Raw genomic sequence first — 17,146 nt, forward strand, 5'->3', positions numbered from 1 at the left:
GCCCGCTCGACGGTGATGCGTCCGCCCAGGTCGGCCACATCACCCCCGGCGCCCGCCTACTCTGCAGGCGTGGACTTTCCCGAGCTGGCCGCCCGTACCCGTCGGTTCAGCCACGGGGCGCCGCGTGCCGTCGCCGTCGCGGGCGACGGCGCCCGGGTGATCTTCCTGCGTTCCGCGGGACCGGAGGACCCGGCCGACGCGCTCTGGCTGCTCGACGTCGACAGCGGCGAGGAACGACTGGTCGCGGACCCGGCGGTGCTGCTGGGCACGGACGCCGAGCCGGCCCGCCTCGCCCCCGGGGAACGGGCGCTGCGCGAGCGGTTGCGGCTCAGCTCCGGCGGCATCGGCTCGTACGCGCTGGACTCGGCCGGCCGGGTCGCCGCGTTCGCGCTGGCCGGGCGGCTGTTCCGGGCCGACCTGGTGCACGGCGACGTGATCGAGGTGGCAGCGGTCGGGCCGGTGATCGACCCGCGGCCCGACCCGGCCGGTGAGCGGCTGGCGTACGTCACCGACGCCGCCGAGGGGGTGCGCCGGGGTCAGTTGCGGGTGGTGGAGCCGGACGGCACGGACAACCTGCTCGCCGGTGAGGACAGCGGCGTCACCTGGGGTCTGGCCGAGCACATCGCGGCCGAGGAGTTCCACCGCTACCGGGGCTACTGGTGGGCGCCGGACGGGCGCAGCGTGCTGGCCGCCCGGGTCGACGAATCACGCCTGGAACGCTGGTACCTGCACGACCCGGCCGACCCGGCGAGCCCGCCGACGTCGCTCGCGTACCCCGTGGCGGGTGGGCCGAACGCGGAGGTGAGCCTGCACCTGCTCGACCTCGACGGCGGCTGGGTCGACGTGCACTGGGACCGCGAGACCTATCCGTACCTGAGTTCCGTGGACTGGACCGAGGGCGGGCCGCTGATCACAGTGCTGCGCCGCTCGCAGCAGCACGGCCTGGTACTCGCGGTGGACCCACGCACCGGGGAGACGCAGGTGCACGCCGAGCTGGCCGATCCGCGCTGGGTGGAGCCGATCCCCGGCACCCCGGCGCACCTGCCCGACGGGCGGGTGCTGGTCGGTGGCGAGCTGGCCCACGACGGGTACGACGCGCGCTGCCTGTTCGCCGACGGCACGCTGCTCACCCCACCCTCGCTGTACGTGCGGCGGGTGGTCGGGCGGCTGCCGAACGGCCCGAACGCGGCGGCGGACCTGCTGGTGGAGGCGAGCGAGGGCGAGCCGAGCCAGCGGCACCTCTACCGGGTCCGGACCACCATCGGTGGCGGCATGGACGCCCGCCGGATGGGCAGCGACCCGGGCTGGCACACGGCCTCGATCGGCGGGTCCACACTGGCGGTCGGCATCGCGTCGCTGGAGCACGCCGGGGTCCGCTGGCGGGTGTGGCACGGCGACCGCGAGGTGGGTGAGCTGCGCTCGTTCGCCGCCACCTGCTCGTACGCGCCGCGGCCGACGATGGTCCGGGTGACCGACCGGCGGCTGCCCAGCGCGGTGCTCTACCCGGCCGAGCACGTCAAGGGCACCCGGCTGCCGGTGCTGCTGGACATCTACGGCGGGCCCGGCCACCAGGAGGTGGTGGCGGCCCGCAGCGTCTGGCTGGAACGGCAGTGGTGGGCCGAGCAGGGCTTCGCGGTGGTCACCATCGACAACCGGGGCACCCCGGGCATCGCGCCGTCGTTCGAGAAGGCGATCCACCGCCGGGTCGCGGACGTGATCCTGACCGACCAGGTGGACGCGCTCACGGCGCTCGCCGACAAGCACCCGGATCTGGATCTGGAGCGGGTGGCGGTGCGCGGCTGGTCGTTCGGCGGCTGGCTGGCCGGGCTGGCGGTGCTGCGCCACCCGGAGCTGTTCAAGTGCGCGATCGTGGGCGCGCCGGTCACCGACTGGGCGCTGTACGACACCGCGTACAGCGAGCGCTACCTCGGCATGCCGGACGACGGGATGGACGTCTACGCCCACCACTCGCTGGTCGAGCTGGCGGCCGAGCCGCTCGGCGACCCGGCGCAGGCCCGGCCGATGCTGCTGGTGCACGGCCTGGCCGACGACAACGTGCTCGCCGCGCACACGCTGCGGCTGTCGGCGGCGCTGCTGGCGACGGGCCGCCCGCACGCGGTGCTGCCGCTGACCGGCGCGAGTCACCTGGCCGCCGGTGGGGTGTCGGAGCGCCTGCTCCGGCTGGAGCTGGACTTCCTGCGCCGCTACCTGTGAGGAAGGGCCCCTCGACGAGGGGCCCTTCCGTCAACCACAGGTGTGGCTACTGCTTGACGTACGCGTTGACGAAGCTGGGCCAGCCGAAGATGCTGCCGATGAAGAGGCCGCCGGCCTTCTCACCGTGGGCCACGGAGACCACCTCGTTGTAGAGCGGCACCGCGGGCGCCGACTCCTTCATCAGCTTCTCGTCCAGCTTGCTCCACTCGTCGGCCTGCTTGGCCGGGTCGAGGGCGAGCACCCGGTCGAACTCGGCGTTGATCGCCTCGCTGTTGAGCTGGGAGGTGTTGCTGTTGCCCTCGGCCTTGAGGCCGCGACCGTCGAAGAGCACCGGCAGGACGGAGGCGCCGCTGGGCCAGTCGGCAGCCCACGAGTCGACCCAGATGTCCCACGGGTTGTCCTTCTTCTTCACGAAGTCGAGGTAGCCGTCGGCGGGGATCGGCTTGACCGTGACCGTGAAGCCGGCCTTCTCCAGCGCGTTCTTGACCTGGGTGGCGGTCTCCTGCTGCCAGGTCTCGTCCCCGGTGCCGAGCACCAGGTTGACCGACTTGCCGCCCAGCGCCTCCTTCGCCTTCGCCGGGTCGCCGCTCTCGCCGGCCGGGTACGCGTCGAACTTCTTGTACCCGAGCGTGGTCGGGGGCAGCAGCGTGGTCAGCGGCATGGCGCCGTACGGGCCGCCGAGGTTCTTGGTGATGCTGCTGCGGTCGATCGCGTAGTTGATCGCCTGCCGCACGGACAGGTCGGTGACGCGGGTGGTGTTGATGCTCAGCCGGAACACGTTCGGCGTCGCGGCGACGATCATCCGCGCCTTCAGCGCCGGGTCACCGGTGATCTTCGCGAGCAGTTCGGACGGCACGCCGCCGCTGGCCACCGCCGCCGCGTCGTTGCCGGTGCCGGCGAGGACCCGGTTGGTCTGGGTGTTCTGGTCCGCGCCGAGGGTCCAGACGAACTTGTCCGGGTACGCGTGCCGCACGGCGTCGGTGGCCGGATCCCAGTTCGGGTTGCGCTCCAGCACCATCTCCACACCGGGCTGGATCTTGGTGAACCGGTACGGCCCGGACGAGAACGGCATGTTGTCCAGGTTGACGCCGGTGTCCTTGTCCGGCGGCAGCGGCGCGGTGGCCGGGAGCGACACCGCGAACGGCAGGTCGCAGCGGGGCTTGTTGAACTCGAAGCGCAGCGTGCGCGGGTCCGGCGTGGTCAGGCCCGGAGGCAGCGAGGTCTTGTTCTTCTTGAAGTCCCACTTGGTGTCGTACTGCGGGGTGTCGGCCAGCCACTCCTGCAGGTAGGTGGGGCCGCCGGTCAGGTCCGGGTCGAACGAGCGGGCGATGCCGTACGCGATCTCCTTGGAGGTGATCGGGCGGCCGTCCTCGAACTTGACGCCCTCCTTGATCGTGAACTCCCAGACCTTGCAGTCGTTGTTCACGTTCTTGCCGGGCGTCTCGGCCAGGTCGCCGACCAGGGTGACGTTGCCCTTGCCGTCGTCCTTGAAGGTGGTGAGGAAGCGGGCGTAGAGCTGGCTGCCCATCAGGCCGGCGAACGAGTAGACCCGCTGCGGGTCCAGGTGGGAGATCTTGCTCTCCCGCAGGATGTAGAAGGTCCCGCCCTTGGCCGCGCCCGGCACCTCGGCCGCGGGGCCGAGCGAGTCCTTCGGGTCGGTCGCGATGGCGCCGCTGCGGGGCTTGTTCGTGTCCACGCTGTCGCCGCTGTCGCCGGTGTTCTTGCTGCACGCACTGAGGGCGACCACCAGTGCCATCGCGCCGCCCATGGCGGTGGCGAGTCTTGCTCGCATACTCAACTCCTCGGGTCCGATGAAGGAAAGCTTCGCCTAGCTTTCACTCGCGGTAAATTTCGAGCAGATAACGGGGGCACAACGATCGACCACCGGCGACGCCGAGGTCAGCCGAGACGCACCCGGGGATCGATGAACGCGTAGAGCAGATCGACGATGATGTTCGCCACCACCACGAACAACGCCGACACCAGGACCGTGGCCATGATGGTCGGCAGGTCGCCCTGGCGCACCGCCTCCACCGCCGTACGCCCCAGCCCCTGGATGCCGAACGTCGTCTCGGTGATGACAGTGCCGCCCAGCGCCGCGCCGACGTCGATACCGGCGATCGTCACGATCGGCGTGATCGCCGCGCGCAGCGCGTGCCGTCCGTACACCTTGCGTTTCGCCACGCCCTTGGCCCGCGCGGTCCGGACGAAGTCCTCGGAGAGCGTCTCCAGCATCTGCGCCCGGGACAGCCGGGCGTAGATCGCGGAGAAGAGCAACGCGAGCGTCACCCACGCCAGTACCAGGCCGCGCGCCCACTCCACCGGGTTCTCCAGGAACGGCACGTACCGGGGTGTCGGCAGGATCTTCAGCGTGTACACGAAGATCAGCAGCAGCACGGCGCCGACGAAGTAGAGCTGCAGCGAGGCGAACGTGAGCGTCAACCCGATCGAGATGCGGTCGAGCAGCGACCCCCGCCGTAGTGCGGAGATCATCCCGAGTCCCACCCCGAGCGCCAGCCAGAGCACCGCCGCCGGAAGCACGATGTTCAGCGTCACCGGCAGCACCCGGGCGAACGTGTCGGTCACCGACTCGCTGTTCACGTAGGAGTAGCCGAGACAGGGCGCCTCGCACTTGCCGCCCTGCGCGCTGCCCAGGTCGCGGCCGACGAAGATGCCCTTCATGTAGTTGACGTACTGCGTCGGCTTCGGGTCGTTGAGCCCCAGCTCCGTACGCACCCGCTCCAGCCGCTCGGCGTTGCAGTTCTTCGGGCACATGCCGGTCACCGGGTCGCGGGGCAGCGCGAAGAACATGAGGAAGCTGACGATGCTCACCGCCAGCAGCACCGAGACGGCGAGCAGCAGCCGCTTCAGCAGGAACCGCACCATGTCGTCGAACCCCTTACCGTGACGACTTCGGGTCGAGCGCGTCGCGCAGCGCGTCGCCGAAGAGGTTGAACGCCAGCACGAGCGCGAAGATGGTGATGCCGGGGAAGAAGACGTACGCCGGGTCGGTCTGCAGGTAGTCGATGCTCCGGTAGATCATCCGGCCGAAGCTCGGCACCGACTCGGGCAGGCCGACGCCGAGGAAGGACAGCGCCGCCTCCCCCGTGACGTACGACGGCACGGCGAGCGAGAACGCCACCAGGATCGGGGCCCAGATGTTCGGCAGCAACTGCCGGAACAGCATGTGCCCGAGCCCGGCGCCGCTGGCCCGCGCCGCCTCCACGAACTCCCGCTCGCGCAGCGAGACCACCTGCCCGCGGACGAGCCGGGCCGTGCCGGTCCAGCCGAACGCGGCGAAGACCACGATCAGCGTGGTCACCGCGAACCACGTCGGCACCGCGTCCCGGGGGCCGTAGAAGCGCAGCGAGAACGTCGGCACCACGGCGAGCGCGAAGATGAGGAACGGCAACGCCAGCGCGACGTCGGTGATCCAGCTGATCACCGAGTCGACCACCCCGCCCAGGAAGCCGGCGACGATCCCGAGCACCACGCCGATCGTCGTGGTGACGAGCGCGGCGCCGAGCGCGATCAGCAGCGACGTCCGGATGCCGTAGATCATCCGGATGAAGATGTCCCGGCCCAGGCCCGGTTCCAGCCCGAACCAGTGGTCGCCGCTGACGCCGCCCACGTAGCCCAGCGGCATGCCGGTGGCGTCCAGCAGCTCACCGAACTGCTGGTTCGGCGACACGCCGTAGAGCCGCTGGATCAGCGGCGCGGCCACCGCCACCAGGATGAACAGGGCCAGCACGATGCCGCTGACCATGGCGGTGCGGTCGCGCCGCAGCCGGGCCCAGACGAGCTGGCCGGGTGAGCGGCCGACGAGCCGCTTCTTCTCGTCCGGCTCCTGCCCGGGGGACTCGATCTCGGCGAGCGCGACACCCTCGACCGGCGACAGGCTCATTTCGACACCTCCACGGGTTCGCCGGTCGGCACGCCGACCGGTCCGCTCTCCGGGTAGTGGCAGGCGGTGAGCTGCCCGCCGCCGTCCCGCGTGACCAGCGCCGGTTCCTCGGTGGCGCAGTGGTCGGTGGCTTTCCAGCAGCGGGTGCGGAAGCGGCAGCCCGACGGTGGGTTGAGTGGGGTGGGCACGTCGCCGGTGAGGCGGATGCGTCCGGCGGGTCCGAGGGCGGTGACGTCGGGGATGGCGGACAGCAGGGCCCGGGTGTAGGGGTGCTGGGGGCGGGTGTAGATGGTGTCGCGGTCACCGATCTCGACGATCTTGCCGAGATACATGACGGCGACGCGGTGGCAGAAGTGCCGGACGACGGCGAGGTCGTGGGCGATGAACACGAATGCCAGGTCGAGGTCGCGTTGCAGGTCGCGTAGCAGGTTGATGACCTGCGCCTGGATGGATACGTCCAGCGCCGAGACGGGCTCGTCGGCCACGATGAGTTTCGGTTTGAGGGCGAGGGCGCGGGCGATGCCGATGCGCTGGCGTTGCCCGCCGGAGAACTCGTGCGGATACCTGTTGTAGTGCTCCGGGTTCAACCCGACGAGTTCGAGCAGTTCCTGCACCCGTTTCTTCACCCCGCCGGGCGGGGTGATCCGGTTGACCTGCAACGGCATCGCCACGATCCGCCCGACCGTGTGGCGCGGGTTCAACGACGCGTACGGGTCCTGGAAGATGATCTGCAGGTCCTGCCGCAACGCCCGCAACTCACGACGCCCACCGTGGGTGATGTCCCGACCCGCGAAGGTGATGCTGCCGGCGGTGGGTTCCAGCAGACGCACCAGCATCCGCCCGGTCGTGGTCTTCCCACACCCCGACTCCCCCACCAGCCCGAGGGTCTCCCCCGCACGCACGTCGAAGTCCAGGCCGTCGACCGCCCGCACCGCACCCCGGGCACGCAGACCCTGCCGCACCGGGAAATGCTTCGTCAGCCCCCGCACCGACAGCAACGGCTCGGTCTCGGTGCTCATCGGGCCACTCCCACCTGGGCGATGTCGTCGCGGTAGATCCGCTCCCGGTCGGCCGCCGACAGGTGGCAGGCCACCAGGTGACCGGGCGCCCCGGCCGGCCCCAGCTCCGGAACCTCGGTGCGGGACCGGTCGCCGTTGACGTCGGCGTACCGGCAGCGCGGGTGGAACGCGCACCCCGGCGGAAGGTTGATCAACGACGGCGGGTTACCCGGGATCGGCACCAGGTCCGCGTCCGCGTCGCCGTGCAACGACGGCACACTCGACAACAACCCCCACGTGTACGGATGCTGCGGCGCCCGCAACACCCGCTCCACACTCCCGTGCTCCACCGCCCGACCCGCATACATCACCAACACGTCATCAGCCACCTGACTGACCACACCCAAGTCGTGAGTGATCAACACGATCGCCGACCGGAACTCCTCCTGAAGATCACTGAGCAGATCCAGAATCTGCGCCTGCACCGTCACGTCCAACGCCGTCGTCGGCTCATCGGCGATCAGCAGATCCGGATCGTTCACCAACGCCATCGCGATCATCGCCCGCTGCCGCATCCCACCCGAGAACTCATGCGGATACTGATCGAACCGCTTCCCCGGCTGCGGAATCCCCACCCGGCCCAACATCTCCACCGCCCGCGTGCGCGCCTCCCGCCGACCCGCCCTCGGGTGATGCACCCGATACGCCTCCGCGATCTGCCGACCCACCGAGTAATACGGATGCAACGCCGACAACGGATCCTGAAAGACCATCGCCATGTCCCGGCCCCGCAGCCGCCGCACCTCCTCCTCACCCAACCCCACCAGCTGACGCCCACCCACCCAGATCTCCCCCGAGATGGCCGTGCGCTTCGCGTTGTGCAGACCCAGGATCGCCAGCGACGTCACGCTCTTACCCGACCCGGACTCCCCCACGATCCCCAACGTGCGACCCCGCTCCACCGCGAACGACACCCCGTCCACGGCCCGCACCACACCGTCCTCGGTGTCGAACCGCACCCGCAGATCCCTGACCTGGAGATAGGGCCCGTCGCCGGATCGCTGCTCCGGCACCTCCGGGCGGTCCGGCTCCCCGGACGGCACCGCCTCCGACCTGCCCATTGACCGCCTCCCCTTCGATGATGAAGAGAACCTACAGCAAACCCTTGGAGGCGAAAATAAGCTACATCGAGCGGTCTGTCAGCGGTGAGAGCGTAACGACTCGGTCTCCCGTCCGCACGCCCCTCACCTGGGACATTCACGGCCACGATTGGGCATCTCGGCCTCGTCGTCGCACCCGGGGTGCGACCATGGTCCCGGTGACGAAGGGACGATTCCTGTCGGCACGAGGTGGAGGCGACCATGACCGCGGCGGTGTTCGGCCACGACGGCCCGTGGACCGAAGAGGAGTACCTCGCCCTCGGCGAGACGCGGCAGCGCGTCGAACTCTTCGACGGGAGCCTGCACGTGACACCGGCACCGACTCCGCGGCACCAGCGAATCCAGCGGAACCTCGGCAATCTGCTGGAGGCCGCGGCCCAGCACGCCGGCCTGGAACTGCTGGAGACGGTCAACGTCCGGCTCCGGCCAGGCCGCATACCGATTCCCGACCTGGTCGTCACCGAGTCGATCGACTTCGACGAGCCGATGATCGAGGCGCGGGACGTGCGGCTCGTGTGCGAGGTCATCTCACCCGGCAACGCGGCGACCGACAAGGTGCTCAAGATGCACTACTACGCCGCCGCGGGCATCGAGTGGTACCTGCTGGTGGAGCAGGAGACCGGCACGCTGCACCTCCACCGGCGGCAGGGCCGGCACTACCGGGAGGTGTCGGTGACCAAGCCCGGTTCCGTGCTGGAGCTGGCCGAGCCCGTCCGGGCCACGATCCGGCCGGAGGATCTCGTCCCCTGACGGATGTCGGCGCGCTCGCCTAGGGTCGGGCGCATGAGCGAGCGTCAGCGAGCGAATCATCGGGGCGGCGCGAAGGTGCCTCATGCCGGCACGCAGCGCAGCGGAGTGCCGACATGAGCGAATTCGACGCGGCGACCGCCGCCGTCCAGGCCGCTCTCGACTCGGGCGCCCGGTACGCGGACGCCCGGGTCATGCACCGCCGCTACGAGTCGATGTCGGCCCGCAACGGCGACGTCGAGGAGCTGAGCCAGGACGAGAGCATCGGGCTGGGCGTACGCGCGCTCGTCGGATCGGGATGGGGCTTCCACGCCGTACCCGATCTGTCCGACGCCGCGGCCCGCGACGCCGGCCGGCGCGCCGCGGCGATCGCCACCGCGAGCGCGCGGGTGCCCGGCCCGCCGATCGACCTGGTGCCGGTCGAGGCGACGGTGGCGACCTGGGCCTCGGACTGCGCGGTCGACCCGCTCGGCGTGCCGCTGTCGGACAAGGGCGACCTGCTGGCCCGCGCCACGGCGACGATGCGTGAGCACGGCGCCGACCTGGCCGAGGGGCTCTACCAGATCTGGGACACCTCGAAGTGGTTCGTCTCCAGCGAGGGCCACCGGATCGACCAGCGCATCCGGGAGTGCGGTGGCGGCATCTCGGCCACCTCCATCGGTGACGGCGAGACGCAGCGGCGGTCCTACCCGAGCTACCGCGGGCAGTACGGCACCACCGGCTGGGAGCTGGTCACCTCGCTCGACCTGGCCGCGCACGCCGCCCGCATCGCCGAGGAGTCCCGGGAGTTGCTCACCGCCCCGCTCTGCCCGGCCGGCGAGACCGACCTGATCCTCGGCGGCGAGCAGCTCGCGTTGCAGATCCACGAGTCGGTCGGGCACGCCATCGAGCTGGACCGCATCCTCGGCTGGGAGGCGGCGTTCGCCGGCACGTCCTGGCTCGACCTGGCCCGGCTCGGCTCGCTGCGCTACGGCTCCGAGCTGATGAACGTGACGATCGACCCGACCATCCCGGGTGCGCTGGGCAGCTTCGGCTACGACGACGAGGGTTCGCCGGCGGTCGCCCGGGACGCGGTCCGCGAAGGGCGGTGGGTCGGGGTGCTCGCCGGCCGTGACTCGGCCGCCGTCGCCGGCCTGGACCACGGCGGCAGCGTACGGGCGGACGGCTGGGCCCGGCTGCCGATGGTGCGGATGACGAACGTGGGCCTGGAACCCGGCCCGCACACGCTCGACGAGATCATCGCGGCCACCGACGACGGGGTGCTGATGGACATCAACCGGTCCTGGTCGATCGACGACAAGCGGCTCAACTTCCAGTTCGGCTGCGAGGTCGGCTGGGAGGTGAAGAAGGGCCGCCGGGGGCGGATGCTGCGCAACCCGACCTACACCGGCATCGGCCCGGTCTTCTGGCGCTCGATGGACATGCTCTCCTCGGAGACAGTCGCTTGGGGCACGCCCAACTGCGGGAAGGGGCAGCCCGGGCAGGTCGGGCACACCGGTCACCCGGCCGCGCCGGCCCGGTTCCGCGGCGTCCGGGTAGGGGTGCGGGCATGAAGCGGAGTGCCGGCACGAGTGCCGAACTGGAGATCGCCGCCGGGGTGGTGGACCTGGTCCGGCACACGGCCGGTCCGGCCGCCGAGGCCGAGGTGCTGGTGACCCGCTCCGACCTGGCGCTGACCCGGTTCGCCAACTCGTTCGTCCACCAGAACGTGTCCGAGACCGGCGTCGCCGTACACCTGCGGTTGCACGTGGACGGGCGGACCGTGACCGGCAGCGGCAGCCGGGTGGACGCCGACGGCCTGGCCGCGCTCGTCGAGCGGACCCGGGCCGCGGCCCGGCTCGCGCCGCCCGACCCGGCCTGGCCGGGACTCACCGCGCCGGTGCCCGTGCCGTCCGGCCCGGCCGTGGACGAGGCCACCGCGTTCGCCTCGCCGGACGAGCGGGCCGAGCGGGTACGCGCGTTCGTCGAGGCGGTGGAGGGGCTGGAGGCGGCCGGCTACTGCCGCACCGCGTACCGGTCGGGGGCGTTCGCCAACTCCGCCGGGCACACGGCTGTGGGCCGGGCGGCCGAGGCGGCGATGGACGGCATCGCGCGTGCCGGCGGCGCCGACGGGGTGGCGCGGCTCTGCGCGGACCGGCTGGCCGATCTCGACGGCGCGGCGCTCGGCGCCCGTGCGGCGGCGAAGGCGCGCGCCGCTGCCGACCCGGTCGAGCTGCCGCCCGGGCACTACGAGGTGGTGCTCGAACCGGCGGCCGTCGCCGACCTGTTGCAGAACCTGGCCTGGTACGGCTTCAACGGCAAGCGGTACGCCGAACGGCAGTCCTTCGCCGAACCGGGCACCGCCCAGTTCGACCCGGCGGTGACGCTGGTGGACGACCCGCTGCACGCCGGCACGCTGCCGTTCGACCTGGAGGGCACGCCCCGGCGGGCGTTGCCGCTGGTGGAGCGGGGCACCACAGGGGCGGTGGCATACGACAGGCGCGGCGGCGCCGAGGCGGGCACCGGGTCCACCGGCCACGGTATGCCGGGGAGCGCGACGTTCGGGCCGATCCCGCACAACATCCGCCTGCTGGCGGCCGGCGCGGACCCGGGCGCGGAGTCGGCCGCCGCGGCGGTGAGCGCGGGCGTGACCGGGGCGGTGGGCGACCCGGACACCGCCGCGCTGGTGTCCGGGATGCGGCGCGGGCTGCTGGTGAGCGACTTCTGGTACACCCGGGTGCTGGACCCGAAGCAGCTGGTGGTCACCGGGCTGACCCGCAACGGGGTGTGGCTGGTCGAGGACGGCGTGCCGACCCGGGCGGTACGCGACTTCCGGTTCACCGAGTCGTACCCCCTGGCGATGGGGCCGGGCCGGGTGCTCGGCCTGGGCCGGACGGCGGTCCGCCAGCCCGCTCGCGTCGACGGCTCCTGGTACGAGACCCCGGCGCTGCGGCTGGCCTCCTGGCACTTCACCGGCGGCGCGTCCGGGTGATCCGGCGCGCCGCCTGGCGCGTCACGGCACCGGTCGGCGCACCGTTCGGCCGACCCGCCACATTGATCATGAACTGACTCTTTCCAAGCTGCGGGACACACGGGACACTGCGTTGCGCGGCCGGGCCGTGAAGATCGGCGTAACGTGTGTCACTTAGCCGCACCGGTTCGCCGGTGTGGCCTCGCGCGTGCGCAGGACGTGACAGTGACGTCAGGGAGATGACTCGAATGACAACTACGTCGGCCAGGACGCCGAGACCGCAGCCGCGGGGAGGGCGGGCACGCGCCGCCATCGCGGCGAAGACGTTGCGGACCGACAGATGGTGGATCGCCCCGCTGATCACAGTGGTGGGGCTCAGCGCGTGGGTCATCTACGCGACGGTCCGGGTCTTCATGCACAAGTGGTACTGGGTGGAGCAGTACCACTACCTGACGCCGTTCTACTCCCCCTGCGTCACCGACCGCTGCGTCGAGGGCTCCTCGCACTTCGGCCAGTTCCTGCCCGGCTGGTGGATCATCCCGGATGCGGCGCTCACCCTGCCGTTCCTGCTGCTGTTCCGGCTGACCTGCTACTACTACCGCAAGGCGTACTACCGGTCGTTCTGGCTGTCGCCGCCGGCCTGCGCGGTGCCGGACGGGCACCAGTCGTACAGCGGCGAGACGCGGTTCCCGCTGCTCGGCCAGAACCTGCACCGCTACTTCTTCTACGCCGCCGCGATCATCTCGCTGATCAACACCTGGGACGCGGTCCTGGCCTTCCACTCCCCCGAGGGCTTCGGCTTCGGCCTGGGCAACATCATCCTGATCGGCAACGTGGTGATGCTGTGGGCGTACACGATCTCCTGCCACTCCTGCCGGCACATCATCGGCGGGCGGCTCAAGCACTTCTCCAAGCACCCGATGCGCTACAAGGCGTGGACCGGGGTGTCCTGGTTGAACGTCCGGCACATGCAGCTCGCCTGGATCACCCTCGGCACCCTGGCACTCACCGACTTCTACGTGATGGCGGTCGCCGCCGGCTGGATCAACGACCTGCGGTTCATCAACTGAGAGCCTGGACATGACTGAGACGCGAATCGAACGACACCACTACGACGTCGTCGTGATCGGGGCCGGTGGCGCCGGCCTGCGCGCGGCGATCGAGGCCCGGCTGGCCGGCAAGAAGACCGCGATCATCTCGAAGTCGCTGTTCGGCAAGGCGCACACGGTGATGGCCGAGGGCGGCGCCGCCGCCGCGATGGGCAACGTGAACTCGCGCGACAACTGGCAGGTGCACTTCCGGGACACCATGCGCGGCGGCAAGTTCCTCAACAACTTCCGGATGGCCGAGCTGCACGCCAAGGAGGCGCCGCAGCGGATCTGGGAGCTGGAGACGTACGGCGCGCTGTTCGACCGCACCAAGGACGGGAAGATCTCGCAGCGCAACTTCGGCGGCCACGAGTACCCGCGCCTGGCGCACGTCGGCGACCGGACCGGCCTGGAGCTGATCCGTACCCTCCAGCAGAAGATCGTCTCGCTCCAGCAGGAGGACAAGCAGGAGTTCGGCAGCTACGACGCGCGGATCCGGGTCTTCTCCGAGACCACGATCACCGAGCTGCTGCTCGACGGCGACCGGATCGCCGGCGCGTTCGGCTACTACCGCGAGTCCGGCGAGTTCGTCCTGTTCGAGGCGCCCGCGGTGGTGCTCGCGACCGGCGGCGTCGGACGGTCCTACAAGGTCACCTCGAACTCGTGGGAGTACACCGGCGACGGCCACGCGCTGGCGCTGCGCGCCGGGGCCACCCTGATCAACATGGAGTTCCTCCAGTTCCACCCGACCGGCATGGTCTGGCCGCCCTCGGTGAAGGGCATCCTGGTCACCGAGTCGGTCCGCGGCGACGGCGGCGTGCTGAAGAACTCCGAGGGCAAGCGGTTCATGTTCGACTACGTCCCCGACGTGTTCCGCAAGCAGTACGCGGAGACCGAGGAGGAGGCGGACCGCTGGTACACCGACCCGGACAACAACAGGCGTCCGCCGGAGCTGCTGCCCCGCGACGAGGTCGCCCGCGCGATCAACAGCGAGGTCAAGGAGGGCCGGGGTACGCCGGCCGGTGGCGTCTACCTGGACATCGCCTCCCGTAAGTCGGCCGAGGAGATCCGCCGCCGCCTCCCGTCGATGTACCACCAGTTCAAGGAACTGGCCGACGTCGACATCACCAAGGAGCCGATGGAGGTCGGCCCGACCTGTCACTACGTGATGGGCGGCGTCGAGGTGGACCCGAACTCCGGCGCGGCGTACGGCACCGTGCGCGGGCTCTACGCCGCCGGTGAGGTGTCCGGCGGCATGCACGGCTCCAACCGGCTCGGCGGCAACTCCCTGTCCGACCTGCTGGTCTTCGGCAAGCGCGCGGGCGGGCACGCGGCCACGTACACCGATCAGCTCGCCACCCGCCCGGCGGTGTCGGTGGCGGCGGTCGAGGCCGCCGTGGAGACGGCGCTGGCGCCCCTGCAGCGGGACACCGGCGAGAGCCCCTACCAGCTCCAGCAGGACCTGCAGGCGGTGATGGGCGACCTGGTCGGCATCATCCGCCGGGAGAGCGAGCTCGCCGACGCCATGCGCAGGCTGGCCGAGCTGCGGGAGCGGGTGGCGAAGGTCAGCGCGGCCGGCGGCCGGCGCTACAACCCGGGCTGGCACCTGGCGCTGGACCTGCGCAACATGCTCGTGGTCTCGGAGTGCACCGCGATGGCGGCGCTGGAGCGGCAGGAGTCGCGCGGCGGGCACACCCGGGAGGACTACCCGGCGATGGACCCGAAGTGGCGCCGGGTCAACCTGGTCTGCTCGCTGGACGGGGACGCGGTCCGGCTCACCGAGAAGCCGCTGCCGAAGATGCGGCCGGAGCTGATCGGGCTGTTCGACCGGGCCGAGCTGGCCAAGTACCTGACCGACGAGGAACTCGCCGAGTTCGACGCCCTCAACGAGGAGGCGAACAACTGATGGGAAGTAAGCGCCAGTTCCGCATCTGGCGGGGCGACGAGACCGGCGGGGACCTGAAGGACTACACGGTCGAGGTGAACGAGGGCGAGGTGGTCCTCGACGTTATCCACCGGCTCCAGGCCACCGAGGCGCCCGACCTGGCGTGCCGGTGGAACTGCAAGGCCGGCAAGTGCGGCTCCTGCTCCATGGAGATCAACGGCAAGCCGCGGCTGGGCTGCATGACCCGGATGTCGACGTTCGAGGAGTCCGAGACCGTCACCGTCACCCCGCTGCGCACCTTCCCGGTGATCCGGGACCTGGTCACCGACGTCTCGTTCAACTACGAGAAGGCCCGGGAGACCCCGGCGTTCGCGCCGCCGGCCGACGTGGCCCCCGGTGACTACCGGATGCAGCAGGTCGACGTCGAGCGCTCGCAGGAGTTCCGCAAGTGCATCGAGTGCTTCCTGTGCCAGAACGTCTGCCACGTGATCCGTGACCACGAGGAGAACAAGCCGGCGTTCTCCGGTCCCCGGTTCTTCATCCGCGCGGCCGAGCTGGACATGCACCCGCTCGACGCGCGTACCGACCGCCGGGAGTACGCGCAGTCGGACATGGGCCTCGGATTCTGCAACATCACCAAGTGCTGCACCGAGGTCTGCCCCGAGCACATCAAGATCACCGACAACGGGATCATCCCCATGAAGGAACGGGTCGTCGACCGCAGGTACGATCCCCTTGTGTGGCTCGGTAACAAGATCTTCCGGAGGGGTCAGGTGCCTCAGACCAGCGCGACCAGCGGGCATTCCAGCGGTGCCGTCACGTCCGGAGGGGCGCACGGCGGGGCGCACGCGCACGGCGGCGGTTCGCACGCCGGCGGGGTGCACTCGCACGCGGGCGGCTCGCACGACAGTGCCGCCGAGCGTCAGGCGCAGCAGGGCGTCAACTGGCACCGCGAGGTGCCGCACCCGACCGCCCCGGCGGTGGACGCCAACGGCAAGCTGCCGCTGACCGAACTGACGTTCAACAAGGCCGCCGCGCCGTCGCCGTTCGGCGACGACGTGACGTTCCCGCTGCCGCCCGAGCACCTCAACTTCGCTCACCCGCAGCAGGACGAGCCGAAGCACTGAACAGCAGCGCGACGACGACGGGGGCCAGCGGCACACGCCGCGGGCCCTCGTCCCGTTTCTGCCCGGCTGTCCGGTTCACCGGACGGCCCGGCTCGCGCCGCGATCGTTCAGGCGGTGTCGAGCAGCGGGCGCAGCGCGGCCACGATCGGCACGTCGGCCGGCAGCCAGTCGACGCTGTCCAGCTCGGCGGCGGTCAGCCAGCGCAGCTCGGCGTGCTCCAGCGCCTTGGGCTCGTCGCCGTGCAGCAGGCGGGCGGCGTAGACGCGCAGCACGGACCGGCCGTGCGCCATCCGTACGTCCCGGCCGACACGCGCGCCGACAGCCACCCGTACGCCCAGTTCCTCGGCACACTCCCGGGCCAGCGCGTCGGTCTCGGCCTCGCCGGGCTCGACCTTCCCGCCCGGGAACTCCCAGCGCCCCGCCACCTCGGGGGGCGCGGAGCGCTCACACGCCAGCACCCGGCCGCCCTCGATGATCGCCGCCCCGACGACCACCTTCGGCTCCCGCCGGTCGGCCTGCCCGCTTCCGCTTACCCGTTCGGTCCGCACGGGCCACCAGCGTGCCAGATCAATCGGCGGTTTGGGTAGCTGCGTCGACCGTCAGGTCAGCAGAACACGGAAGTGTGGGCGTGGACACACCATCTGAGTGGCGAGAGACTAGAGGGCGTCGACTGGGACACGGGATGGCGACGATTTGGCCACAAGCCGGCAACGACGCCTGGGAGGTGCGGTGATGCGCGTGCTGTTCAGCGGCCGGGTGAAGCACGACTACCTCAGCGACGCGCTCGCCCTGCTGTCCGGATGGACGCGCGAGGGCGAACAGATCCGCCGCACCATCGTCCTCGACGACACCCAGCACGCCGCGCTCACCGAGCGGGTGGCGGTGGTGGCCGACGCGCTGCGGTTGCGCCCCGAGATCAGCCGCCGGGCCGACCGTACCCAGATCCGGCTCGGGCACGACGACGGTGAGCCGCTCACCGAGGGCGAGGTGCTGCTGGCCGCGCGCATCGAGGACGCGGTCCGCGCGGTCACCGAGTCCTGAGCCGCTGGCACGCCCCGCCTACCCTCGGGTGC

Annotated in this window: 14 protein-coding genes; 8 read left to right on the forward strand and 6 right to left on the reverse strand. The window is 70.9% G+C overall.

Going from position 1 to position 17,146, the window contains the following annotated elements; genetic code table 11:
* Nucleotides 1–69 precede the first annotated feature (69 nt).
* Nucleotides 70–2,214: a prolyl oligopeptidase family serine peptidase gene (locus SM452_RS01670; protein ID WP_355506371.1), complete on the forward strand. Its 2,145-nt coding sequence runs from the start codon at nucleotides 70–72 to the stop codon at nucleotides 2,212–2,214.
* A 46-nt stretch (nucleotides 2,215–2,260) separates the two neighbouring features.
* Here the strand turns inward: SM452_RS01670 and SM452_RS01675 are convergent, their stop codons facing one another.
* The 5 genes from SM452_RS01675 to SM452_RS01695 all read right to left on the reverse strand — a co-directional run bounded on the left by SM452_RS01675 (nucleotide 2,261) and on the right by SM452_RS01695 (nucleotide 8,237).
* Complete coding sequence (locus tag SM452_RS01675) at nucleotides 2,261–4,006, reverse strand: ABC transporter substrate-binding protein (RefSeq protein ID WP_355506369.1); 1,746 nt, start codon at nucleotides 4,004–4,006, stop codon at nucleotides 2,261–2,263.
* A gap of 107 nt (nucleotides 4,007–4,113) precedes the next feature.
* Nucleotides 4,114–5,100: an ABC transporter permease gene (locus SM452_RS01680; protein ID WP_120573221.1), complete on the reverse strand. Its 987-nt coding sequence runs from the start codon at nucleotides 5,098–5,100 to the stop codon at nucleotides 4,114–4,116.
* A gap of 13 nt (nucleotides 5,101–5,113) precedes the next feature.
* Nucleotides 5,114–6,118, reverse strand: a complete 1,005-nt coding sequence (locus SM452_RS01685) for an ABC transporter permease (RefSeq protein WP_073828805.1) — start codon at nucleotides 6,116–6,118, stop codon at nucleotides 5,114–5,116.
* Nucleotides 6,115–7,137, reverse strand: coding sequence for an ABC transporter ATP-binding protein (locus SM452_RS01690; RefSeq protein WP_355506366.1), 1,023 nt, complete (start codon nucleotides 7,135–7,137; stop codon nucleotides 6,115–6,117). Before SM452_RS01690 ends, SM452_RS01685 begins: the two co-directional genes overlap by 4 nt.
* Entirely contained in the window at nucleotides 7,134–8,237 is a 1,104-nt protein-coding gene (locus SM452_RS01695) for an ABC transporter ATP-binding protein (RefSeq protein WP_355506364.1), read from the reverse strand. The genes SM452_RS01690 and SM452_RS01695 overlap by 4 nt, the downstream gene beginning before the upstream one ends.
* Nucleotides 8,238–8,477: 240 nt before the next feature.
* On the opposite strand from SM452_RS01695, the gene SM452_RS01700 reads away from it, so the two are divergent.
* The 6 genes from SM452_RS01700 (at nucleotide 8,478) to SM452_RS01725 (ending at nucleotide 16,073) form a co-directional block, all read left to right on the forward strand.
* On the forward strand, nucleotides 8,478–9,026 hold the full coding sequence (locus SM452_RS01700; protein ID WP_128139080.1) for a Uma2 family endonuclease: 549 nt from the start codon (nucleotides 8,478–8,480) through the stop codon (nucleotides 9,024–9,026).
* Between the two features lie 113 nt (nucleotides 9,027–9,139).
* Nucleotides 9,140–10,576, forward strand: a complete 1,437-nt coding sequence (locus SM452_RS01705; RefSeq protein WP_450068443.1) for a TldD/PmbA family protein — start codon at nucleotides 9,140–9,142, stop codon at nucleotides 10,574–10,576.
* Entirely contained in the window at nucleotides 10,573–11,994 is a 1,422-nt protein-coding gene (locus SM452_RS01710) for a TldD/PmbA family protein (RefSeq protein WP_463839194.1), read from the forward strand. The genes SM452_RS01705 and SM452_RS01710 overlap by 4 nt, the downstream gene beginning before the upstream one ends.
* A 227-nt stretch (nucleotides 11,995–12,221) precedes the next feature.
* Nucleotides 12,222–13,043: a hypothetical protein gene (locus SM452_RS01715; RefSeq protein WP_121685313.1), complete on the forward strand. Its 822-nt coding sequence runs from the start codon at nucleotides 12,222–12,224 to the stop codon at nucleotides 13,041–13,043.
* A 10-nt stretch (nucleotides 13,044–13,053) separates the two neighbouring features.
* Nucleotides 13,054–14,967 (forward strand): fumarate reductase/succinate dehydrogenase flavoprotein subunit, encoded by a 1,914-nt coding sequence (locus SM452_RS01720; RefSeq protein WP_463839195.1) that lies wholly within the window; start codon nucleotides 13,054–13,056, stop codon nucleotides 14,965–14,967.
* Nucleotides 14,967–16,073: a succinate dehydrogenase/fumarate reductase iron-sulfur subunit gene (locus SM452_RS01725; protein WP_262015869.1), complete on the forward strand. Its 1,107-nt coding sequence runs from the start codon at nucleotides 14,967–14,969 to the stop codon at nucleotides 16,071–16,073. Before SM452_RS01720 ends, SM452_RS01725 begins: the two co-directional genes overlap by 1 nt.
* A gap of 107 nt (nucleotides 16,074–16,180) precedes the next feature.
* Here the strand turns inward: SM452_RS01725 and SM452_RS01730 are convergent, their stop codons facing one another.
* Nucleotides 16,181–16,621: a (deoxy)nucleoside triphosphate pyrophosphohydrolase gene (locus SM452_RS01730; RefSeq protein ID WP_262015868.1), complete on the reverse strand. Its 441-nt coding sequence runs from the start codon at nucleotides 16,619–16,621 to the stop codon at nucleotides 16,181–16,183.
* A gap of 184 nt (nucleotides 16,622–16,805) precedes the next feature.
* On the opposite strand from SM452_RS01730, the gene SM452_RS01735 reads away from it, so the two are divergent.
* Nucleotides 16,806–17,114 (forward strand): 4a-hydroxytetrahydrobiopterin dehydratase, encoded by a 309-nt coding sequence (locus SM452_RS01735; RefSeq protein WP_262015867.1) that lies wholly within the window; start codon nucleotides 16,806–16,808, stop codon nucleotides 17,112–17,114.
* The last annotated feature ends 32 nt before the right edge of the window (nucleotides 17,115–17,146 follow it).

Source organism: Micromonospora sp. SYSU B005, from assembly GCF_055362685.1.

Bases quoted from the DNA above. Each gene is read 5' to 3' on its own strand.
- SM452_RS01720 (WP_463839195.1), top strand. From the start codon at position 13,054: ATGACTGAGACGCGAATCGAACGACACCACTACGACGTCGTCGTGATC.
- SM452_RS01715 (WP_121685313.1), top strand. From the start codon at position 12,222: ATGACAACTACGTCGGCCAGGACGCCGAGACCGCAGCCGCGGGGAGGG.
- SM452_RS01705 (WP_450068443.1), top strand. From the start codon at position 9,140: ATGAGCGAATTCGACGCGGCGACCGCCGCCGTCCAGGCCGCTCTCGAC.
- SM452_RS01700 (WP_128139080.1), top strand. From the start codon at position 8,478: ATGACCGCGGCGGTGTTCGGCCACGACGGCCCGTGGACCGAAGAGGAG.
- SM452_RS01725 (WP_262015869.1), top strand. From the start codon at position 14,967: ATGGGAAGTAAGCGCCAGTTCCGCATCTGGCGGGGCGACGAGACCGGC.
- SM452_RS01735 (WP_262015867.1), top strand. From the start codon at position 16,806: ATGCGCGTGCTGTTCAGCGGCCGGGTGAAGCACGACTACCTCAGCGAC.
- SM452_RS01675 (WP_355506369.1), bottom strand. From the start codon at position 4,006: ATGCGAGCAAGACTCGCCACCGCCATGGGCGGCGCGATGGCACTGGTG.
- SM452_RS01680 (WP_120573221.1), bottom strand. From the start codon at position 5,100: ATGGTGCGGTTCCTGCTGAAGCGGCTGCTGCTCGCCGTCTCGGTGCTG.
- SM452_RS01710 (WP_463839194.1), top strand. From the start codon at position 10,573: ATGAAGCGGAGTGCCGGCACGAGTGCCGAACTGGAGATCGCCGCCGGG.
- SM452_RS01690 (WP_355506366.1), bottom strand. From the start codon at position 7,137: ATGAGCACCGAGACCGAGCCGTTGCTGTCGGTGCGGGGGCTGACGAAG.
- SM452_RS01685 (WP_073828805.1), bottom strand. From the start codon at position 6,118: ATGAGCCTGTCGCCGGTCGAGGGTGTCGCGCTCGCCGAGATCGAGTCC.
- SM452_RS01695 (WP_355506364.1), bottom strand. From the start codon at position 8,237: ATGGGCAGGTCGGAGGCGGTGCCGTCCGGGGAGCCGGACCGCCCGGAG.